This window comes from Pseudomonas sp. NCCP-436, assembly GCF_019656335.1.
In the GTDB taxonomy this organism is placed as follows: Bacteria; Pseudomonadota; Gammaproteobacteria; order Pseudomonadales; family Pseudomonadaceae; genus Aquipseudomonas.
This window is the reverse complement of sequence record NZ_BPLZ01000008.1, coordinates 1-22,006: the sequence shown is the minus strand read 5'-3', so window position 1 is coordinate 22,006 and position 22,006 is coordinate 1. Positions and strand designations below refer to the sequence as shown.

The 22,006-nt window shown below is 62.1% G+C and carries 18 protein-coding genes and 1 pseudogene; 9 read left to right on the top strand and 10 right to left on the bottom strand.

Annotated elements, in window-relative coordinates:
* Positions 1-246: a hypothetical protein gene (locus NCCP436_RS10330; RefSeq protein ID WP_220803919.1), complete on the top strand. Its 246-nt coding sequence runs from the start codon at positions 1-3 to the stop codon at positions 244-246.
* A gap of 107 nt (positions 247-353) precedes the next feature.
* Here the strand turns inward: NCCP436_RS10330 and NCCP436_RS10325 are convergent, their stop codons facing one another.
* The 3 genes from NCCP436_RS10325 to NCCP436_RS10315 all read right to left on the bottom strand — a co-directional run bounded on the left by NCCP436_RS10325 (position 354) and on the right by NCCP436_RS10315 (position 3,600).
* Positions 354-617 carry a hypothetical protein gene (locus NCCP436_RS10325; protein ID WP_220803918.1) on the bottom strand — a complete coding sequence of 88 codons (264 nt, stop codon included), beginning with the start codon at positions 615-617 and terminating at the stop codon, positions 354-356.
* A gap of 351 nt (positions 618-968) precedes the next feature.
* Positions 969-1,409, bottom strand: coding sequence for a CBS domain-containing protein (locus tag NCCP436_RS10320; protein WP_220803917.1), 441 nt, complete (start codon positions 1,407-1,409; stop codon positions 969-971).
* 160 nt (positions 1,410-1,569) lie between these two features.
* The gene (locus NCCP436_RS10315) at positions 1,570-3,600 is read right to left on the bottom strand and encodes a methyl-accepting chemotaxis protein (RefSeq protein WP_220803916.1); all 2,031 of its coding nucleotides are present in this window, start codon (positions 3,598-3,600) and stop codon (positions 1,570-1,572) included.
* A 439-nt stretch (positions 3,601-4,039) separates the two neighbouring features.
* Here NCCP436_RS10315 and NCCP436_RS10310 point away from each other — a divergent pair, with 439 nt between their 5' ends.
* The 8 genes from NCCP436_RS10310 to betT all read left to right on the top strand — a co-directional run bounded on the left by NCCP436_RS10310 (position 4,040) and on the right by betT (position 14,054).
* On the top strand, positions 4,040-4,930 hold the full coding sequence (locus NCCP436_RS10310; RefSeq protein WP_220803915.1) for an acyltransferase: 891 nt from the start codon (positions 4,040-4,042) through the stop codon (positions 4,928-4,930).
* A 251-nt stretch (positions 4,931-5,181) separates the two neighbouring features.
* Positions 5,182-6,090, top strand: coding sequence for a glutamate/aspartate ABC transporter substrate-binding protein (locus tag NCCP436_RS10305; protein WP_220803914.1), 909 nt, complete (start codon positions 5,182-5,184; stop codon positions 6,088-6,090).
* A gap of 402 nt (positions 6,091-6,492) precedes the next feature.
* Complete coding sequence (locus tag NCCP436_RS10300) at positions 6,493-7,239, top strand: amino acid ABC transporter permease (RefSeq protein ID WP_220803913.1); 747 nt, start codon at positions 6,493-6,495, stop codon at positions 7,237-7,239.
* Complete coding sequence (locus tag NCCP436_RS10295; protein ID WP_220803912.1) at positions 7,236-7,904, top strand: amino acid ABC transporter permease; 669 nt, start codon at positions 7,236-7,238, stop codon at positions 7,902-7,904. The genes NCCP436_RS10300 and NCCP436_RS10295 overlap by 4 nt, the downstream gene beginning before the upstream one ends.
* Positions 7,901-8,635 carry an amino acid ABC transporter ATP-binding protein gene (locus NCCP436_RS10290; RefSeq protein ID WP_220803911.1) on the top strand — a complete coding sequence of 245 codons (735 nt, stop codon included), beginning with the start codon at positions 7,901-7,903 and terminating at the stop codon, positions 8,633-8,635. Before NCCP436_RS10295 ends, NCCP436_RS10290 begins: the two co-directional genes overlap by 4 nt.
* A 76-nt stretch (positions 8,636-8,711) precedes the next feature.
* Entirely contained in the window at positions 8,712-10,577 is a 1,866-nt protein-coding gene (locus NCCP436_RS10285) for an ATP-binding protein (RefSeq protein WP_220803910.1), read from the top strand.
* Positions 10,574-11,896 carry a sigma-54 dependent transcriptional regulator gene (locus tag NCCP436_RS10280; RefSeq protein WP_220803909.1) on the top strand — a complete coding sequence of 441 codons (1,323 nt, stop codon included), beginning with the start codon at positions 10,574-10,576 and terminating at the stop codon, positions 11,894-11,896. Before NCCP436_RS10285 ends, NCCP436_RS10280 begins: the two co-directional genes overlap by 4 nt.
* Positions 11,897-12,068: 172 nt before the next feature.
* Positions 12,069-14,054, top strand: coding sequence for a choline BCCT transporter BetT (gene betT, locus NCCP436_RS10275; RefSeq protein WP_220804041.1), 1,986 nt, complete (start codon positions 12,069-12,071; stop codon positions 14,052-14,054).
* A 60-nt stretch (positions 14,055-14,114) separates the two neighbouring features.
* Here the strand turns inward: betT and fdhA are convergent, their stop codons facing one another.
* From fdhA to glyA, 7 genes and pseudogenes are all read right to left on the bottom strand, one after another.
* Complete coding sequence (fdhA, locus tag NCCP436_RS10270; RefSeq protein ID WP_220803908.1) at positions 14,115-15,314, bottom strand: formaldehyde dehydrogenase, glutathione-independent; 1,200 nt, start codon at positions 15,312-15,314, stop codon at positions 14,115-14,117.
* A gap of 163 nt (positions 15,315-15,477) precedes the next feature.
* Complete coding sequence (gene purU, locus NCCP436_RS10265; protein ID WP_220803907.1) at positions 15,478-16,341, bottom strand: formyltetrahydrofolate deformylase; 864 nt, start codon at positions 16,339-16,341, stop codon at positions 15,478-15,480.
* 122 nt (positions 16,342-16,463) lie between these two features.
* On the bottom strand, positions 16,464-17,093 hold the full coding sequence (locus NCCP436_RS10260) for a sarcosine oxidase subunit gamma (protein WP_220803906.1): 630 nt from the start codon (positions 17,091-17,093) through the stop codon (positions 16,464-16,466).
* Positions 17,086-20,109 carry a sarcosine oxidase subunit alpha gene (locus tag NCCP436_RS10255; RefSeq protein WP_220803905.1) on the bottom strand — a complete coding sequence of 1,008 codons (3,024 nt, stop codon included), beginning with the start codon at positions 20,107-20,109 and terminating at the stop codon, positions 17,086-17,088. Before NCCP436_RS10255 ends, NCCP436_RS10260 begins: the two co-directional genes overlap by 8 nt.
* Positions 20,106-20,432 carry a sarcosine oxidase subunit delta gene (locus NCCP436_RS10250; protein ID WP_220803904.1) on the bottom strand — a complete coding sequence of 109 codons (327 nt, stop codon included), beginning with the start codon at positions 20,430-20,432 and terminating at the stop codon, positions 20,106-20,108. The genes NCCP436_RS10255 and NCCP436_RS10250 overlap by 4 nt, the downstream gene beginning before the upstream one ends.
* A gap of 11 nt (positions 20,433-20,443) precedes the next feature.
* Positions 20,444-21,694 carry a sarcosine oxidase subunit beta family protein gene (locus NCCP436_RS10245; protein WP_220803903.1) on the bottom strand — a complete coding sequence of 417 codons (1,251 nt, stop codon included), beginning with the start codon at positions 21,692-21,694 and terminating at the stop codon, positions 20,444-20,446.
* Between the two features lie 104 nt (positions 21,695-21,798).
* Positions 21,799-22,006: pseudogene (glyA, locus tag NCCP436_RS10240) on the bottom strand (serine hydroxymethyltransferase); the annotation flags it as partial.

The window sequence follows — 22,006 nt, the reverse complement described above, 5'->3', positions numbered from 1 at the left end:
ATGGCGCGTTTTTCGCTCGATCGCTATCCCGGACAAACGCGGGAACGCCGGGGCCTGGCGCTGACCGGCTGTCTGCTGCTGGTGTTCGGTCTTGTCATGGCCCTGCTCGACTCGGCCGCCGGCGCACTGATCGGCATAGGGCTCGGGCTGGCCTTGCTGCCGCCGGCGTGGCTGTTGGGCGAAGCCAGATTCGGCAAATATTGTCGGCGGCTGGCTCATCTCAGCCCTTTCGGCAGTATTTCCTAGGTGTTGTACGAAAAGTACCTGTGCTCAACGACTTTTCGGAAACAACCAGGCTCCTGACATGATGAAGGCGCCCGAATGGGCGCCTTAAGGGATGGCACTGAAGATCTTCAAACCAGACGGTTGGCTCCCACACGATCAGCACCGTCTTCAGCGATTCGATTGACACCTACACGGTCAGAACCGTCTTCAGCTACACGGTTCAGACCAACACGGTCTGCACCACCTTCCGCGATTCGGTTGACACCTACACGGTCGGAACCGTCCTCGGCAACAACAGGTGCGGGCGAAACCTGAGTGACTGACTGCGGCAGGGCAAAGGCACTGGCGGACAGGGCGGCGATAACAAGGCTGGTGAGAATTTGCTTTTTCATGATCAGGCTCCTGGATGAGACTGCTAAGTGGCTACGGAACCCATGCTATCAACATAAAATTGATAAAAAAGCGCAAAAATAAGAACAAAAGTATTGAATATATTGATAACTCTCAAGAATCCTCGGACTCGCTCTGTGATTTTCCGCTCTGAAATCGCAGTAGCCGGCGCACTCAAGCGTCAGCCTCAGGATCATAGGCTGGCAATTTCGGCGCGTTGGGAATGAACCAGGCCGAGCCCGGCGCTATGGCGCCCTCTACCTGGCCGTGGAAGCAGAAGTGAAGTGCGCTGTGGCAGGTAGTTCAGTATCTGCCGCGGCAGAAAGCGCTATCGCCGAGGTAAAGGCGAGGGCTCAAGGGATCTCGCCGCGGATGTACTGTTCCAACTGACGGATCAGGCTGGCCTGCTCGGCGATGGTTTCCTTGACCAGGTCACCAATCGACAGCAGCCCGATGAGCTCGCCCTCAGCCAGTACCGGCAGGTGACGCAGGCGTCTTTCGGTCATCAGCTCCATACAGTGCTGCAGGCTGTCCCGCGGGCCGACACAGATCACCTCGCGGGTCATGATCTCGCTGACCTTGACGTCCTGCACCGGCCGGTCAGCCAGGCCGACCTTGCGCACATAGTCGCGTTCGCTGACGATCCCCGCCAGACGCCCGCCGGAAAGTACCACCAGTGCCCCCACACCCTTCTCAGCCATGACCTGCAGCCCCACCCGCAGGGAGTCGTCGACATCAACGCTGTAAACGTAGGCGTTGGGCTTATTGCGGAGGATCTCGGCGACAGTCTTCATACGGGGTTCCTGCTGGTACGGTGAAATTGGCCTTGAGTTCTGTATAAAAAGTGCCTGCGCTGCCAGAGATGCTTCGCTCGACAACCTTTCCTACAGAACCCAGTCAGAAGGCGGCGAACTCAAGACAGACCTATAGCAGAGTTACGCCGTCTGGTCAGCCTCAATCCAGTCGGAATCGACGCGTGTTCTGTGCCAGTCCCTCGCTGCCACGGCGCAATTGTTCGGTCGCCCGGCTGACTGCCTGGGCACTGCCGAGCAGTTGCCCGGCAGCATGATCGACCTGCTGGATGTTGCCACTGACCTCGTCGGCGGTGGCCGCCTGCTGTTCGGCCGCGGTGGCGATCTGCGCCAGCCTGTCGGTAACGCGCTGCACCGAATCGACGATGGCCTGCAGATCATCGCCCATGGCCAGCACGCTGCCTATGTCGCTATCGGCCTGGGAACAGGCACTTTCCATCAGCCCCACGGACTGGCCGACGACTCGCTGCAGCTCCTCCACGGTCTGGGCGATTTCCTGGGTCGAATCCTGGGTGCGCTTGGACAGCGAGCGAACCTCATCGGCAACGACGGCAAAGCCTCGCCCTGCCTCGCCGGCGCGTGCAGCTTCGATGGCGGCGTTAAGTGCCAGCAGGTTGGTCTGCTCGGCAATTCCCTTGATTACTTCCACCACCCGATTGATCTGCTGGGTCTGCTCGCGCAACTGCTGCAGAGCCTCGGCACTATCGCCAAGGCGACTGCTGAGCTGGCGCATGCTGGCGCTGGTGCGTTCGCTACGCTGGTTGCTGCCTTGCGCCACCTCACGCGTCTGCTGCGCTTCCATGGCGGCCTGCTCGCAGCTCTGCGCCACACTCTGGGCAGTGGCAGCCATCTGCGTCGCGGCAGTAGCGATCTGGCTCATCTGCGCCTGCTGCTGCTCTACCGCTGCCAGGGCATCGCGCGCCTGCCCGGCCAGCAACTGAACCGTGTCATCAAGCTGCAGGCTTTCCCGGTTGACGCCCTGCAACGACTCGCGCATCTGCTCGACGGCAGTATTCAGCGCATGAGCAATAGCGGCCAGGTCATCACGCCCGCTGACCTCCATGCGCACGCGCAAGTCGCCGTCACGCAGCCCGCGTGCGGCCTCGATGATGTTGCTGGTACTGATGCGAATCGAGGCATTCAGACACATCAGCAGGTACATCGCCAGCAGCGCCAGCAAGACGAAGGCACCAATCACCTCGATCATGGTCAGCAGCGCCTGCTGTCGGTAATGCCCGAGGCTGCCGCCGAATTCCCGATAGAGCGCTTCCTGCAGGGACTGCAGCTGCGCATCCAGTTGATCCACGCGTTGCAGGAATTGCTCGGGCGTCAGCGTCATGGGGCTGTTCTCGAACATGTCACGGTCGATCCCGGCAAGGAAGCCATCGAAGGCATCCAGGCTGGCCTTGAACGGATCGTTCAGCTGCCGCATGGCCCGCGGCGCCTCGCGTGCCAGGGTGGTCTGCGCCTTGACCAGCTGGGCACGCTGTTCGTCCAGACTGCGCCGCAAATCGCGGATCAATACCCGGCTCTGCAGGGTGAAGTGCTGCGAAACCACTGCGCCGTGGCCTTGCGCAGCGAAGGTGCCGAGCTGCTCCAGCAGGCGCGGCATGATGTAGGTGATCTGCTCCATCATCAGATAGGTGTCGAGGCGCGGATCAAGGATCAGGTTGCTGTCGGTGGCCACCTGCTCGCGCAGGGCGATCAGGTGCAGCAGCGCCTTTTGATATCGCTCCAGCGCATCGGGCAGGGCGACCTTGGCCAACTCGTCCACCCCCAGACTGGAACGCTCACCCAGCAGGGCCTCGAAATGCTGGCGTGCCTGCTCACTGACCAGGCTGCTCTGCAACGGCTCGGCGGCTTGTCGGAGTACCTCGTCAAGCCGCTCCTCGCGTTGCTGCAGCAGGTTCAGCGCAGACTTCTCGGTGCCCTTCCAGCGGGCGGTCAGGGTGCGCTGAGCGATCAGCTCTTGTTGTACCGATGCCATGCGCTGCAGCGCCCGGGCACCTTCCATCTCTTCATCGACGGCCTTCAGCCGCGCTAGATAGTCGCTGCCAATCACCCACAGGGCATAACCCAGAGGCAACGCGAACAGCAGAAAAACCAACTGGAACTTGCGGGCAAAACTGAAACGCTGGAGCAACCGGACACCCGGCCTGAATACCCCTGTCATGGCAACACCTCAGCAACCTGTTGGACCTACTGGCCAGATACTCCTCTCGATTGCGGGGAAGCGGCCGGCATTGCGGCCTGCTCCTGCCCTGGACTTCCCGCAGCAACAAGGTGACGTACGGCAGACGGTCCACGCATCCCCTGGGTGACGTCGGAAACCTGCCGTAGCGGAAACCACAGCAAAAAACGGGCCCACTGCCATCAGCAGCCAAGAGCCAGATTCTTGCCTCTCCCAGTGTAATAGCCAATCGATATCAGGCTTTCTCGAAATGCGACAATTTGCTCAGCATTGCGGACGATACTCACCAACCGCCACACATTATCCGGCCCGCGACCGACCGGCCTTCATCCACAGCCTCGCCCGGTGGCAATCTCCCGAGGTTTGGAGCCTGCGCCCGGCTTGCTTAAGATGCCCCTTTACCGCCTGCCCTGGAGTCCACATGCGCCCACTGCTGACCGGTATCGCCACCAGCCTGCTGCTGCTCGCCAACACCTTGATCCTGATCGGCCCGATGCTGCTGATTGCCTTCGGCAAGTTCCTCCTGCCGGGCCAGAGCGCCCGTGACGCCTGCTCGCGTGGGGTGATGTGGGTGGCCGAATTCTGGGCAGAAAACTGCAAGCGCATCTTCGGCCTGCTCACGCCAACCCAATGGGACATCCGCGGCAACGCCGAGCTGCGCCGCGACCGCTCCTATCTGGTAATCAGCAACCATCAAAGCTGGGTGGACATTCCCGCGCTGGTGCAGGCCTTTAACCGTCGCACGCCCTACTTCAAGTTCTTTCTCAAGCAGGAGCTGATCTGGGTGCCCTTCCTTGGCCTGGCCTTCTGGGCCCTGGACTATCCCTTTATGAAGCGCTACTCCAGGGCCTTCCTGGAAAAGAATCCACACATGAAGGGCCGGGATCTGGAGATCACCAAAGCGGCCTGTGAAAAGTTCAAGCGCCTACCGGTAACCGTGGTCAATTACCTGGAGGGCACCCGCTTCACCCTGACCAAACAGGCCCAGCAGCAATCACCCTATCGCCACCTGCTCAAGCCCAAGGCTGGTGGCGTAGCCTTCGTACTGGCCGCCCTGGGCGAACAGATCGACGCGGTGCTGGACGTCACCCTGGTCTACCCCTCCGGACGCGTGCCGGGCTTCTGGGCACTGCTCAGCGGCCAGGTACCCAGGATCATCGTCGACATCCGCACGCGGGCACTCAACCCAGCGCTGTGGCAGGGTGACTACGAGAACGATCCGACATTCCGTCAACAGGTGCAGGAATGGGTCTCGGCGCTCTGGCAGGACAAGGATGCGCGCATTGAAGCCCTGCGCCGCGAGGCAGACTGAGCTGCTGGCCAGCTCGTTCGGATTTCCGAACAAAAATATGCCACCACTTCGGCACTCCGAACGTCCGACTATGCACTGAACATTCAACAAGAGAATAAAAAATTTATATATCAATTACTTATCAAGAATACCGAGTAAAAAACGAGGATGGCACGCAACCTGCTCTCTTCAACTGCAGAAACGCCTACGACGTTTCGTGAGCAAAGTGGCGCCACGGCGCCAACACAACAACAACATCGAGGACTCGATTGATGCGTACCCTCCACCGTGTACTGAGCGTGGCCATTGCCGCCGCCGTCCTTTCCACCCCGGTTGTAGCCGAAGAGCTGACCGGCACGCTGAAGAAGATCAAGGACACCGGCACCATCACTCTGGGCCATCGTGACTCCTCCATCCCCTTCTCCTATTACGGCGACAATTCACGCCAGCCCATCGGCTACTCCCATGACCTGCAACTGAAGGTAGTCGAGGCGCTGAAACAGGAACTGGGCATGCCGGATCTGAAGGTGCGCTACAACCTGGTTACCTCGCAAACCCGCATCCCGCTGGTGCAGAACGGCACCGTGGATCTGGAGTGCGGCTCCACCACCAACAACATCGAGCGCCAGCAGCAGGTCGACTTTTCCGTCGGCATCTTCGAGGTGGGCACCCGCCTGCTGGCCAAGAAGAGCAGCGGCATCAACGATTTCGACGACCTTAGTGGCAAGAACGTGGTGACCACTGCCGGCACTACCTCCGAGCGCCTGCTCAAGGCGATGAACGCCGAGAAGAAGATGGGTATGAACGTGATCTCGGCCAAGGATCATGGCGAGTCCTTCCTGATGCTCGAGTCAAACCGCGCCGTTGCCTTCATGATGGATGACGCCCTGCTGGCCGGAGAAATGGCCAAGGCCAAGAAGCCCGACGACTGGGCCGTGGTCGGCACCCCGCAGTCTTTTGAAATTTACGGCTGCATGCTGCGCAAGGGCGACGAAGGCTTCAAGAAAGTGGTCGACAAGGCCATCAGCGACACCTTCGCCTCCGGCGAGATCAACGACATTTATGCAAAGTGGTTCCAGCAGCCGATTCCGCCTAAAGGCCTGAACCTGAATTTCCCCATGAGCGATGAGCTGAAGAAGCTGATCGCCAACCCCACCGACAAATCTGCAGAACAGATCTGAAGGTGATGCGTCGTCACGCTCACAAGGCGTGACGACGCGGGGACTCCGGGGAAGCCAGCGGCTTCCCCCACTTAACCTCTGACAAAGCCAGGACCGTCCGCTCAAGCGGATATGGGCGACTCTTGCCTTCGTCAAAGTAGAAACTATCCACGATCTCGCGAGCTGGAGCTATGCAAGGCACCGCGCCAACGGGAGTAACAGCCAAAGGCTGGCCCGAAGGGCAAGCACCAGCGAGTAAAGCGGATGAGGAAGCGGAGTGTGCTGTAGCTCATGAGCCTGACTCACTTCGTTCGCCCCTTCGGGGTCGCACTGAAGTGGCGTCGCAAGCGACTTCCGAATCTGCTTTTAACGCAGCAGAGCCGACGCGCAGCAGATCGTTTCCTCACCAGAGGGGAAATCACAATGAATTACAACTGGGACTGGGGTATCTACTTCAAGTCCACCGGTATCGGCAGCGAGATCTACCTGGACTGGTTCATCACCGGCCTGGGCTGGACCATCGCCATTGCCCTAGCCGGCTGGCTCATCGCCCTGGCGCTGGGCTCGCTGCTCGGGGTCATGCGAACCCTGCCGAACCGCTGGTTGGCTGGCATAGCCACCGCCTACGTGGAAATTTTCCGTAACGTACCGCTGCTGGTGCAGCTATTTCTCTGGTACTTCCTGGTACCGGATCTGCTGCCCGAGCCACTGGAGCTGTGGTTCAAGCAGGATCTCAACCCCGCTACCTCGGCCTACCTCTCGGTAGTGGTGTGCCTTGGTCTGTTCACCGCCGCCCGTGTCTGCGAACAGGTGCGCACCGGTATCGAGGCACTGCCCAAAGGCCAGCTCGCTGCCAGCTACGCACTGGGATTCCGCCTGCCGCAGATCTACAAGGACATCCTCCTGCCGCAGGCCTTCCGCATCATCATCCCGCCGCTGACCAGCGAGTTTCTCAACATCTTCAAGAACTCCTCGGTAGCGTCGCTGATCGGCCTGATGGAGCTGCTGGCGCAGACCAAGCAGACCGCCGAATTCAGCGCCAACCTGTTCGAGGCCTTTACCCTGGCCACGCTGATCTACTTCACCCTGAATATGAGCCTGATGCTGCTCATGCGCATGATCGAGAAGAAGGTTGCTGTGCCGGGCCTGATTTCCGTAGGGGGCAAATGATGGACTTCAGCCAGATCATTCCCGCCCTGCCGGGGCTCTGGGACGGCATGCTGGTGACCCTGCAACTGATGGTGCTGGGCGTACTCGGCGGTGTGGTGCTGGGAACCCTGCTGGCACTGATGCGCCTGTCACACAGCAGGCTGCTGTCGAACCTCGCCGCCACCTACGTCAACTACTTCCGCTCGATCCCGCTGCTGCTGGTGATCACCTGGTTCTACTTCGCGGTGCCGTTCATCCTGCGCGAAATCACTGGCGAGGACACCCCGGTGGGGGCATTCAGCTCCTGCCTGGTGGCCTTCGTGATGTTCGAGGCGGCCTACTTCTGCGAGATCGTCCGCGCCGGCATCCAGGCCATTCCAAAGGGCCAGATAGGCGCCGCCTCGGCGCTGGGCATGACCTACGCGCAGAGCATGCGCCTGATCATCCTGCCGCAGGCGTTCCGCAAGATGACCCCACTGCTGCTGCAGCAAAGCATCATCCTGTTTCAGGACACCTCGCTGGTTTACACCGTGGGCCTGATGGACTTCCTCAACTCCGCCCGCTCACGTGGCGACATCATCGGTCAGCCCCATGAATTCCTGATCTTCGCCGGCCTGGTCTACTTCATCATCAGCTTTACCGCCTCGCGCCTGGTCAAGCTCCTGCAAAAAAGGTTAGCCGTATGATTTCCATCCAGAACGTCAACAAGTGGTACGGAGAGTTTCAGGTGCTGACCAACTGCAGCACCGAGGTGAAGAAGGGCGAGGTGGTCGTGGTGTGCGGCCCGTCCGGCTCCGGCAAGTCCACCCTGATCAAGTGCGTCAACGCGCTGGAACCGTTCCAGCAGGGCGACATCGTGGTCGACGGCACATCCATCGCTGATCCGAAGACCAACCTGCCCAAACTGCGTTCGCGCGTCGGCATGGTATTCCAGCACTTCGAACTGTTCCCGCACCTCTCCATCACCGAAAACCTGACCATCGCGCAGATCAAGGTGCTCGGTCGCAGCAAGGAAGAAGCCACCGAAAAGGGCCTCAAGCTTCTCGACCGAGTCGGCCTGCTGGCCCATGCCCACAAGCATCCGGGACAACTCTCCGGCGGCCAGCAACAGCGTGTCGCCATCGCCCGAGCACTGGCCATGGATCCGGTGGTGATGCTGTTCGACGAGCCGACCTCGGCGCTCGACCCGGAGATGGTCAACGAGGTGCTCGACGTGATGGTACAGCTCGCTCACGAAGGCATGACCATGATGTGCGTGACCCACGAGATGGGTTTCGCCCGCAAGGTGGCCGACCGGGTGATCTTCATGGATCGGGGGCAGATCGTCGAGGACTGCGCCAAGGAGGAGTTCTTCGGCGATATCAATGCCCGCTCCGAACGCGCCCAGCAGTTCCTGGCGAAAATCCTGCAGCATTGATCCCGCTGCCTGCGCCCTTCGCCTACCGCCGGGAGAAGGGCGGAGCAATCGGCTGGCCAGTGTGGGGACGACTGTGATGCAATGCCTGTCCGCCAGTTCCCGCACTGACCTGATCGTGAAACCGCGTCTGTTTCGACATCTGCTGCTGTTTCTGCTGCTGGCCCTGCTGGTACTGGGCTGCGGCTATATCGGCTATCACCTGAGCGCCCACGCCGGCATCCGCGCCCTGGCGGAAAACGGCGAGCGTCAGCTGGAACTCAACGCCCGTGCGGTAGAAAGCGAGATCACCAAATACACCTACCTGCCCAGCCTGCTGGAGCTGGAAGGCAACGTCACGCGCCTGCTGCTGGCGCCTACCGCCTACCGCCGACATCACGTCAACCGCTACCTGCAGGGCCTCAACGAGCGCAGCGGCAGCCTGGCCATCTACGTTCTCGACCCCGAGGGCCGAGTGGTGGCTACCAGCAACTGGGAAGCTGCCGACAGCTACCTTGGCGAAGATCTGTCATTCCGCCCCTATTACCAGGACGCCATTGTCGGTCGCCCCGGCCGCTTCTACGGCATCGGCAGCACCATTGGCGAGCCTGGCTACTATCTGGCCCACGGTCTGCGCCACGCTGACCGGATCATCGGCGTGGCGGTGGTCAAGGTACGCCTGGATTCGCTGGAGGCACGCTGGCAGCGGGCACATCTGGAGGCCTATATCAGCGACGAGAACGGCATCATCATCCTGGCCAGCGATCCCAGAGTGCGACTGAAGTCCGTGCGACCGCTGGACGCCGAGACCCGTGAGCGGCTGGCGCGTAGCCTGCAATACCACTGGGCGGTACTGGACGAACTGCAACTGCTGAACCGCTCACCGCTGTCCGAGGGTATCGAGCAGGTCAGCTTCGCCACCGCCGACCTGCCCGCCGACTATCTGCTGCAAACCCGTCGCCTGGAAGATACCCCCTGGCACCTGACTCTGCTCAGTCCGTTGGCCGAGCAGCGCAGCGCGGCCATGAGCCACGGCATGCTGGCAGGCGTGGCCACCGCCCTGCTGGCTTTTCTGCTGATTGCCTGGAACGAGAGACGCAAGGTGATTGCCACCCGCCTGGCGGCGCGTGAGGCGCTGCAGGCGGCCAACGATGAACTGGAGCGCAAGATTGCCGAGCGCACTGCCGATCTGCAGGCCAGCAACCAGCGGCTGCAGGCTGAAGTACGCGAACGCGAGCAGGCCGAAACCACCCTGCGCCTGGCTCAGGATGAGCTGGTTCAGGCCGGCAAGCTGGCGGTTATCGGACAGATGTCCACCAGCATCGCCCATGAACTCAACCAGCCGCTGGCTGCGTTGCGCACACTGTCGGGCAATGCCGTGCGTTTTCTCCAGCGTGGCGCGCTGGATGTCGCCAGCAGCAACCTGCAGACCATCAACGAACTGGTCGACCGCATGGGCAAGATCACCGCCAGCCTGCGTGCCTTCGCCCGCCGCACCGGTGACAGTGGAGAAGCCAGCCTGATCCAAGCAGTCGACGCCGCCCTGTTGTTGCTGCACCCGCGTCTGCAACGTACCAGCCTGACCATCCACCGCGAGTTCAGCGAAACTCGCCTGGGCATCGAACAGATCCGTCTGGAGCAGATACTGGTCAACCTCATCAGCAATGCTCTGGATGCCATGCGCGACCAGGAGGATCGCCAGCTCTGGCTAAATGGCGCGCCCGAGACCGACAGCTATCGCATGGAGGTACGCGACAACGGCCCGGGCATTGCTCCGGACGCCCGCAGCCACCTGTTCGAACCCTTCTTTACCACCAAGCCCGGCGAGCAGGGCCTGGGGCTGGGCCTGACCCTGTCGGCCAGCCTCGCCGCCGCTGCCGGCGGCAGCCTTGGCGTGCGACATCCCGAGGAAGGCGGCACAGCCTTCATCCTCACCCTGCCCTACCCACGAGAGCCGCAATCATGAGCGACAGCCTGACCGTCCTGATCGTCGAAGACGACCCCCATGTGCTGCTCGGCTGCCAGCAGGCCCTGACCCTGGAAGACATCCCCAGCATTGGCGTCAGCAGTGCCGAGGAGGCGCTGGCGCAGATCGATACGGACTTTGCCGGAATCGTCGTCAGCGACATCCGCCTGCCCGGCATGGACGGACTGGAACTGCTCACCCGTCTCAAGCAGCGCGATCCGAGCCTGCCGGTGGTACTGATTACCGGTCATGGCGATATCAGCATGGCCGTCGGCGCGATGCGCGATGGCGCCTACGACTTCATGGAAAAACCCTTTTCCCCCGAACGCCTGGTGGACGTCGCCCGACGCGCCCTGGAACAGCGCAGCCTGGCTCGTGAAGTCAGCTCTCTGCGCCGCCAACTGGCCGGACGCCAGGCTCTGGAGCAACGCATCATCGGCCGATCGCCGGCCATGCAGCAGCTGCGCGAGCTAATCAGCAATGTTGCCGACACCGATGCCAACGTACTGATCGAAGGCGAGACCGGCACCGGCAAGGAACTGGTCGCCCGCTGCCTGCACGACTTCAGCCGGCGCCAGCACAAGCAGTTCGTTGCGCTCAACTGCGGCGGCCTGCCAGAAAGCCTGTTCGAGAGCGAAATATTCGGCCATGAGGCACACGCCTTCACCGGTGCCGGCAAACGCCGTATCGGGAAAATCGAGCATGCCGATGGCGGTTCACTGTTTCTCGACGAGGTCGAGAGCATGCCGATCAATCTGCAGATCAAGCTGCTGCGCGTGCTGCAGGAACACAGCCTGGAACGTCTCGGCTCGAACCAGCCGATTGCTGTGGACTGCCGGGTGATCGCCGCCACCAAAGCGGATCTCGGCGAGCTGGGCAAGCGCGGAGAATTTCGCAGCGACCTCTACTACCGGCTCAACGTGGTGACCCTGGAACTGCCGCCGCTACGCGAGCGGCGCGAGGACATCGCTCTGCTGTTCGAGCACTTCCTGCAACTGGCGGCGCTACGTTTCGATCGCGCCGTGCCCGAACTTGACCGTCAGACCCTGGCCGCCCTGAGCGCCCATGAATGGCCGGGCAACGTGCGTGAACTGCGCAACGTGGCCGAACGTTTTGCCCTAGGCCTGCCGGTTTTCAAACGTAGCGGCCTGGCTGATGGCAACGCGCCCAGCTTCAACGAAGCAGTGGAAGCCTTCGAGCGCAGCCTGCTGGCCGCCGCCCTGGAGCGCCACGCCGGCAACCTCAGTCAAACCGCACAGGCCCTGGGTCTGGCCAAGACGACACTGTTCGACAAGGTCAAGAAATACGGCCTGCAATAGGTGCCCGGGACAGCACTCGGGGTAGCCGATAGAGCAGACAAGGATTTTTATTGAACATCCAATCAATAAAAATGAACCCAGCCGCGTTCGAAGCCTCTGATGGAAGTTGTCGAGAAAAACGTCAAAGGAGCCGACATGCCTTGCATTCCGAGCCCAAGGGGTGAACGACCCCATGCATGAGGACCAGCGCAGCACCCCGCATACCAATATCCCTGTTCTGATCGGCTCAGCCGCCTTCGTTCTGTTGTTCGGGCTGGTCAGTGTGACCCATAGCGAGACAGCCGGCGCCTGGCTGCAGGCCGCTCAGGCCTGGGCCTCGAATACCGTGGGCTGGTACTACATGCTGGCCATGACTCTGTATCTGGTGTTCGTGGTGGTCACCGCACTGTCAGGGTATGGACGCATCAAGCTCGGTGCCGATCATGACCAGCCCGAATTCAGCTACCTGTCCTGGGCCGGCATGCTGTTCGCTGCCGGCATCAGCATCACCCTGTTCTTCTTCTGCGTCTCCGAACCCCTGACGCACCTTATGCAGCCGCCAACCGGCGACCCAGGATCGCTGGAGTCGGCACGCCAGGCCATGCAATTGCTGTTTCTGCACTGGGGTCTGCATGGCTGGGGCGTGTTCGCCCTGGTGGCCATGGCCCTGGCCTACTTCGCCTACCGCCACAACCTGCCCCTGGCACTGCGCTCGGCGCTCTACCCACTGATCGGCAAGCGCATCAACGGGCCGATCGGCTACAGCGTCGACGCCTTCGCCATCATTGCAACGGTATTCGGGCTGGGGGCCGACATGGGTTTTGGCGTGCTGCACCTGAATGCCGGGCTCGACTATCTGTTCGCCATCCCCCACAACCAATGGGTTCAGGTGCTGCTGATCAGCGTGATGATGGGCGGTGCCGTGCTGGTGGCTATCGCCGGAGTGGAAAAGGGCGTCCGGGTGATGAGCGACATCAACATGCTGCTGGCCATTTCGCTGCTGCTGTTCGTGCTCTTCGCCGGCCCTACTCAGCATCTTCTGGCAATGCTGGTGCAAAATCTCGGCGACTATCTGAGCACCCTGCCGGCCAAGAGCTTCGATCTCTACGCCTGGGATACCCCCGGCACCTGGCTGGGCGACTGGACCGTATTCTACTGGGCCTGGTGGATTGCCTGGTCGCCGTTCGTGGGGCTGTTCATCGCACGTATCTCACGCGGCCGCACGATTCGTGAGTTCGTCTTCGGTGTGCTGTTCATCCCGCTCGGTTTCACCCTGGCGTGGATGTCGATTTTCGGCAACAGCGCGCTGAATCTGGCATTGAGTGGAGCGCTGGAAATGGCCGAAGGCGCCATCGTTGATCCCTCGATGGCCATCTACAACCTGCTGGCCAACTATCCCTGGAGCAAGACGGTGATTACCGTCACGGTGATGATCAGCCTGGTGTTCTTCATCACTTCGGCTGATTCGGGCACCGTGGTGCTCTCTACTTTGTCGTCCAAGGGCGGCCACGCCGATGAGGATGGCCCACGCTGGCTGCGGGTGTTCTGGGGCGCAATGACCGCGCTGATCACCATTGGACTGCTGTTCGCCGGCAGCATTGATGCGCTGAAGTCGGCCGTGGTGCTGACCTCGCTGCCGTTCTCGATAATCCTGCTGCTGATGATGTGGGGGCTGCGCAAGGCTTTCTTCCTCGAATCGCAGCGCCAGCGCGCACAACTGCTGTCACTGGCTGCTCTCGACCACCGCCCGCGCAAGGGCGGCTGGCGCCAGCGCCTGAGCCAGACGATGCATTACCCATCGCGCGACGAGGTTTACCGTTTCATGCAGGAAAAGGTCCGCCCGGCCATGGAATCGGTGGCCGAGCAGTTCCGCGAAAAGAACCTGCGGGTGGAAGCCTCCCTGGCCAATGATGCCTCCAGCCTCAGCCTGGAAGTGCATCACGACGAAGAAAAGCCCTTCGTCTACAAGGTCATCATGCGCGGCTATTTCACACCCAGCTTCGCCGTAGCCGGACTCAACACCAGGCAGCGACATAACCGCCGTTATTACCGCGCCGAAGTGCATCTGGCCGAAGGCAGTCAGGACTACGATCTGGTCGGCTACAGCCGCGAGCAAATCATCAACGACCTGATCGTCCAGTACGAGCGACACCTGCAGTTCCTGCACTACGTCCGCTGAGTCGGAAAAGACAAAGGGAGCCATAGGCTCCCTTTGTACGGGTTGCCGGATCGTTAAGCCCTATGCGGCGCTAAAGGTCTTGTGCGGGTCGATGACGAATTTCTTAGGCACCCCGGCATCAAACTCACCGTAGCCGCGCGGTGCGTCGTCAAGGCTGATGACCTGCACGCCCACCACCTCGGCGATGTTGATGCGATCCCACATGATGGCCTGCATCAGTTGACGGTTGTATTTCATCACCGGGGTCTGGCCGGTGTGGAAGCTGTGAGACTTGGCCCAGCCCAGGCCGAAACGAATGCTCAGGCTGCCCATCTTCGCTGCCGCATCCACCGCCCCCGGATCTTCCGTGACGTACAGGCCCGGAATGCCGATCTTGCCGGCCACGCGGGTGATCTGCATCAGCGAGTTGAGCACCGTCGCCGGGGCCTCCTGCTGCGCTCCGGTGTGACCGTGGCCGCGCGCCTCAAAGCCCACCGCGTCGATGGCGCAGTCCACTTCCGGTTCACCGAGCAGGTCAGCGATCTGCTCATGCAGCGGGGTGTCCTTGGACAGATCGGCAATCTCGAAGCCGACCTTCTTCGCATGCGCCAGACGCACCGGGTTAACGTCACCGACGATCACCACTGCCGCCCCCAGCAGACGCGCCGAGGCCGCTGCCGCCAAACCAACCGGGCCAGCCCCTGCCACATACACGGTGCTGCCCGGGCCAACGCCTGCGGTCACCGCGCCATGATAGCCGGTAGGCAGGATGTCGGAGAGACAGGTCAGATCACGGATTTTCTCCATGGCCTTGTCGCGATCCGGCAGTTTCAGCAGGTTGAAGTCGGCGTAGGGCACCAGCACGTATTCGGCCTGTCCACCGGTCCAGTCACCCATATCGACGTAGCCGTAGGCGCCGCCGGCGCGCGCCGGGTTGACCGTCAGGCACACGCCAGTGTGCTGCTCCTTGCACGAACGGCAGCGACCGCAGGCCACGTTAAACGGCACCGAGACCAGATCGCCGATTTGCAGGCGCTCGACATCACGCCCCTTCTCGATGACTTCACCGGTGATTTCGTGCCCCAGTACCAACCCCACCTGAGCGGTGGTACGGCCACGCACCATGTGCTGATCAGAGCCACAGATGTTGGTAGACACCACCTTGAGAATGACCCCGTGCTCGATCTTGTTGCCACGCGGGTCCTGCATTTTCGGGTAGTCGATCTTCTGCACTTCGACCTTGCCCGCACCGAGATAAACCACACCACGATTACCAGACATACTTGACTCTCCTTTCTTGTTGTTGACACAAGACGCGGCCGACGACCGCGTGGCCTTGCACTGGAGTTGCTTGAGGTCTGTAGCCGGTGGCCGCCGGTGGAATCTGGCAGAGCGGCCATCAGCCGGACGGGCGGAGGCGACTGGCGCCACGGCCCGGTTAAGGTCAGGGACTCAGTACCACCGTTCGGTTGGCGTTGAGGAACACGCGCCTCTCGATGTGGTAACCGACGGCGCGCGCTAGAGTCAGACACTCGATATCGCGGCCCTTGGCGATCAGGTCTTCCGGGTAGTGGGCGTGATCGACCACCTCCACCCCTTGGGCGATGATCGGTCCCTCATCGAGGTCGTTGTTGATGTAGTGAGCCGTGGCACCAACCATCTTCACGCCCTTCTGGTAGGCCTGGTGATAGGGCTTGGCGCCTTTGAAGCCGGGTAGCAGCGAGTGATGGATATTGATCGCCCAGCCATCGAGCCGGCGGCACAACTCCGGCGACAGCACCTGCATGTAGCGGGCAAGCACCACCAGCTCGGCGCCACTTTCCTCGATCACCTGCAGCACGCGGCGCTCCTGCGCCGGCTTGTCACTGGGATCGAGCGGGAAGTGGTGGTAGGGGATGCCATGCCATCTGGCCAGGGGTTCCAGATCCGGGTGATTGGAAATCACCGCCACCACGTCCATGGCCAGTTGGCCGATACGCTGGCGATAAAGCAGATCATTCAGGCAGTGGTCGGCCTTGGAAACCATGATCACCACCTTCGCCCGCCGGCCCGGCGGCGTCAGCTCGACCTGCATGCCGAAGGGCGCCAGACGCTCGGCCAGACCGGCACGGAACTCGGCCTCGCCGAAGTCCTCAGGCGGGCGGAACTCGACGCGGATGAAAAAGTGCGACGACAGCCGGTCATCGAACGAATGGTGTTCGGTGACGTAGCAGCGCTGCTCGAACAGAAAGCGCGTCACCGCGTCCACCGTGCCCAAGGCACTGGGGCAGTGAGCAGTGAGTATCCAGGTATCGGGAGTGCGGCTCATGATATGTGGCTCCGCTAAATAACGCCCACTCCCGTTGCCGAGAGAAGTGGCGCCGGGAGAGAACCAGACTGCCCTCTCCCAAGCCCGCTGCGACAAACGCAGAGGGCCGATTCATGTGTGCTTCAGGCTTCGACCGCCAACCCGTACTCGGCGCTGGCATCCTGCAGCCAAAGCCAGAAGTAGTCGGCGAAGCTGCGCCGCACCACCAGTTCCCAGGTGTCCTCGGCGGTGTGACGGATCGCCAGTTGCGACTTGGCGAATACCGTTGCGACCGCCTTGCCCACCGGGAAGTTGCCTGGATGCACGTCGTAACTGGTGGACTTCATCAGCAGTTCGCGCACCTTGCTGCCGCGCAGCTCCAGCAGGGTCTGCCCACCACTGACGTTAATCACCGAAATGTGCTGGCCATCGAGAGCCTCGCGCAGTCGCCGCTCAACCTCGAACTCGCTGCCACCGGGGACGATCAGCAGCCACTCATCCGGGGCCAGCCACTGCAGCGAGGTCTCGCCGTTTGACACAAGACTCAGGACGCCAGGCAGCTCCAGCCCCAAAGCCTTGTGCACGCCGCCGGAAAAGGCGGCGTCCTTGGCATCGCCGCGCAGCACCAAATGCCCGAGCAGCTTTTTCTCGCGCAGGATGATGCCAGCGCTCTTGCGGCCCTTGCCGGCCAGCTCATGCAGGCCGGCATGGTGTAGCGGCGATTGCCCGGTGATGTTCGCCGGACGCTGTTGGTAAAGGTTGTAATCAGACATTCTGGCGCTCCCCTTTCGGGTCATAGAACACATAACTGCAGATTTCGGCTTCGATCACACGGCCATCGGCCAGCGGGGCGAACACCCGCTCACCCATCCGCTTGTGACCGCCCTTGACCATGGCCATGGCAATGCTGTGGCCGAGGGTCGCGCTCATATAGCTGGAGGTAACGTGGCCGACCATCTGCATGGGGATGGGCTGTTTCGGATCGAACACCAGTTGCGCGCCCTCTGGCAGCACCTTCTTCGGGTCGATGGTTTTCAGGCCCACCAGCTGCTTGCGATCTTCACGCAGGCAGTCGGCGCGGTTCATGCCGCGCTTGCCGATCCAGGAGAAGGTCTTGGTCTTGCCGACACACCAGCCCATGCCCAGATCTTCCGGGGTGACCGAAGCATCGGTGTCCTGACCCACGATGATGAAGCCCTTCTCGGCACGCAGCACGTGCATGGTTTCGGTACCGTACGGGGTCAGGTCGAACTCCTTGCCCGCCTCGATCAGTTGCTCCCACACACCCAGGGCGTAGTTGGCCTGCACGTTGACTTCGTAGCTCAGCTCACCGGTAAACGAGATGCGGAACACCCGCGCCGGCACGCCGCCAACCAGGCCTTCCTTCCAGCTCATAAAGGGGAAGGCATCCTTGTCCAGGTCGATGTCGGTGACCTTGGCCAGCAGCTTGCGACTGTTGGGCCCGGACAGGGTCATGGTCGCCCAGTGGTCGGTGACCGAGGTGAAGTACACCTTCAGCTCCGGCCATTCGGTCTGGTGGTAGATCTCCAGCCACTCCAGCACACGTGCCGCACCGCCGGTGGTGGTGGTCATCACAAAGTGATTCTCGCCCAGGCAGGCGGTGACGCCATCGTCGAAGACCATGCCGTCTTCCTTGCACATCAGGCCGTAGCGCGCCTTGCCCACATCCAGCTTGGTCCAGGCGTTGGTATACACGCGATTCAAAAACTCGCGGGCATCCGGGCCCTGGATATCGATCTTGCCCAGGGTCGAGGCGTCGAGGATGCCGACACTGTTGCGCACCGCCAGACACTCACGGGCCACGGCGGCGTGCATGTCCTCGCCCGGTTTCGGGAAATACCACGGACGCTTCCACTGACCGACATCCTCGAACTCGGCGCCATTCTTCAGGTGCCAGGCCTGCATCGGGGTGTAACGCTTGGGCTCAAACAGCTCGCCGCAGTGGCGACCGGCTACTGCGCCGAAAGTCACCGGCGTGTAGTTGGGGCGGAACATGGTGGTGCCCATCTGCGGGATGCTGATGCCCATGGAACGGGCGGCAATGGCCAGGCCGTTGATATTGCCCAGCTTGCCCTGATCGGTGCCGAAGCCCAGCGCGGTATAGCGTTTGACATGCTCGACCGACTCGAAGCCCTCACGGGTAGCCAGTTCGATACCGGCTGCGGTCACATCGTTCTGCAGATCGACGAACTGCTTGGGTGCACGTGAAGTAGGCTTGTCATGCGGCACCTGGAACAGTGCCAGCATCGGCTCTTCCTGCAGCGCCTCGACCTTCGGCAGCTCGCCGCTGACGCTCTGGTGACCGGTTTCGGCAGCAGCCCTGGCGCCAGCCTCGAAGCCGTCGGCCAGCACGTCACACAGGGCGAACACGCCGTTGACCGCACCGGCGTCGATGCGTTGCTGGATACCGTTGCCCGGCCCGGGCACGAAGCCGAGGATGTCCTCGCGCCACTCCGGGCGCCCCCCCAGGTGCGACGCCAGATGCACCACCGGGCTGTAGCCGCCGGAACTGACGATCAGGTCGCAGTCGAGCATTTCGCCCGGACTGGTGACCCGGTGCATCTTGCTGTCGATGGCACAGATGCGCGCGCCAGAGACACGCTTGCTGCCACGCGCTTCGACCACCGCGCTGCCGGTAAGGATACGCACGCCACGGGCACGCGCCTGCTCGACCCAGGTGCCACGCGGATTGCTGCGCGCATCGGCCACCGCCACCACCTCACGGCCGGCATCGAGCCAGTCCAGCACCACGCGGTAGGCATAGTCGTTGTTGGTCGACAGCACCAGTTGCTGGCCAGGCGCCACGCCGTAGCGGCGCACGTAGGTGGACACCGCACCGGCCAGCATATTGCCCGGTACATCATTGTTGGCGTACACCAGCGGCCGCTCGTGGGCACCGCTGGCCAGTACCACGCGCCGGGCACGGACACGGTGCATGCGCTGACGCGGCTGGCCGATGGGTGCCACTTCGCCGAGGTGGTCAGTCAGACGCTGGTGAATGGTCAGGAAGTTGTGGTCGTGGTAACCGTTGACCGTGGCACGCGGCAGCAGCGTCACTTCCGGCAGCTTCTGCAGCTCGGCAATCACCTCGGCCACCCACTCGGCTGCCGGCTTGCCATCCAGGGTTTCGCGGGTATCGAGCAGGCTGCCGCCGAACTCTTCCTGCTCGTCGGCGAGGATCACCCGCGCGCCGCTGCGACCGGCCGCCAGGGCCGCGGCCAGACCGGCAGGACCGGCACCCACCACCAGCACGTCACAGTGGTGGTTCATCTGATCGTAGATATCCGGATCCACTTCGGTGGGCGCGCGCCCCAGTCCGGCTGCCTTGCGAATGTACTTCTCATAGGTCAGCCAGAGGTTCTGCGGGTACATGAAGGTCTTGTAGTAGAACCCGGGCGGCATCATGCCGCCGCCGACCTTGCCCAGAATGCCCATCAGGTCGGTGTTGACGCTCGGCCAGCCATTGGTGCTGCGAGCCACCAGACCGTTGTACAGCGCCTGCTGAGTGGCTCGCACGTTGGGGATCTGCGTCGCCTCGCACGAGCCGATCTGCAACACCGCATTGGGCTCCTCGGCACCGGCAGCGACGATGCCGCGCGGGCGCGAATACTTGAAGCTGCGACCGACAATATCGACGCCGTTGGCCAGCAGGGCCGAGGCCAAACTGTCGCCGGCATAGCCCTGGTAGCTCTGGCCGTTGAAGCTGAAGGTCAGCGGCTGGCTGCGGTCGATACGGCCGCCCCTGACAAGACGATTGACCTGGCTCATGCCGTTACTCCTTTTGCCACGGCTTGCTTGTCACCAGCCTGATCCGCGGTGATCGAGGGCTGCTCACCGACCTTGTAGGTCTCGAGGATCTCGTAGCTCACGGTATGACGGGTAACGTTGAAATACTTGCGGCAACCGGCAGCATGCACCCACAGCTCATGGTGAATGCCACGCGGGTTGTCGCGGAAGAACAGGTACTCGCCCCACTCGGCGTCAGTCAGCGACTCCGGGTCGAGCGGGCGGGCGATGTGCGCCTGTCCCTTGGGGTGGAATTCCTCTTCGGAGCGCAGTTCGCCGCAGTAAGGACAGAAGATGTGCAGCATGGCAGGTCTCCTTAGTGAGCCACGGCAGCAGCGCCGTGCTCGTCGATCAGTGCGCCGGTGTGGAAGCGGTCAATGGAGAAGGGTTTGGCCAGTGGGTGCATCTCGCCTTTGGCCAGGCTCGCGGCGAACACGTGACCCGATCCGGGAGTTGCCTTGAAGCCGCCGGTACCCCAGCCGCAGTTGAAGAACAGGTTGTCCACCGGCGTCTTGGAAATGATCGGACAGGCGTCCGGGCAGGTGTCGACGATACCGCCCCATTGGCGGTTCATACGCACTCGCGAGAGGATCGGGAACATCTCGACAATGGCCTGGAGCGTGTGCTCGATGGTGCTGTAGGAGCCACGCTGACCATAGCCGTTATAACCGTCGATGCCGGCCCCAATGACCAGGTCGCCCTTGTCCGACTGGCTGATGTAGCCATGCACGGCGTTGGACATGATCACGCTGTCGATGATCGGCTTGATCGGCTCGGAAACCAGCGCCTGCAGCGGGTGCGATTCGAGCGGCAGACGGAAGCCGGCGAGGCGGGCCATATGCCCGGAGTTGCCGGCGGTGACCACACCGACGCGCTTGGCACCGATGAAGCCCTTGGTGGTTTCCACGCCGATGCACGCGCCGTTCTGCTTGCGAAAGCCAATCACCTCGGTGTTCTGGATCAGGTCCACGCCGAGGGCGTCGGCGGCACGGGCAAAGCCCCAGGCCACGGCGTCGTGACGGGCCACGCCGCCACGGCGCTGCACGGTCGAGCCCATGATCGGGTAGCGAGTATTTTTGCTGCAGTCGAGGTAAGGAATCTCCTCGGCCACCTGCTTGGCGTCGAGCAGTTCGCCGTCGATGCCGTTGAGACGGTTCGCGCTGACGCGACGCTCGGCGTCACGCATGTCCTGCAGGGTGTGGCAGAGGTTGTAGACGCCGCGCTGGGAAAACATGACGTTGTAGTTCAGATCCTGCGACAGCCCTTCCCAGAGCTTCATGGCGTGCTCGTAAAGCTGCGCCGACTCATCCCACAGGTAGTTGGAGCGCACAATGGTGGTGTTGCGCGCGGTGTTGCCACCACCGAGCCAGCTTTTCTCCACCACTGCGACGTTCTTCACGCCAAATTCCTTGGCCAGGTAATAGGCCGTAGCCAGGCCGTGGCCACCACCACCGACGATGACTACGTCATACAGCGGCTTGGGCGTCGGGTTGCGCCACATGCGCTGCCAGTTCTCATGGTGGCTGAACGAGTGCTTGAACAGGCCGAAGCCGGAATAACGCTGCATAAGGGGTGCTCCTGAATTCTGGGTATTGCTGTCTCGTTAGGCACCATCTGAAGGGCGGCCCTTGGCCAGCCGGGGCTTGCGCATCACCCCGACTGGACGACGGGCTACCGGTACACCGGGTAGTCGGCACACAGTCCGGCGACCTGCGCGGCCACCTGCGCCTCGACATCGGCATCGCCGAGATGATCGAGGATGTCGCAGATCCATCCGGCCAGTTGCCGGCACTGCTCGACACCGAAACCACGGGTAGTCACCGCCGGGGTGCCGATGCGGATGCCGGAAGTCACGAACGGCGACTGCGGATCGTTCGGC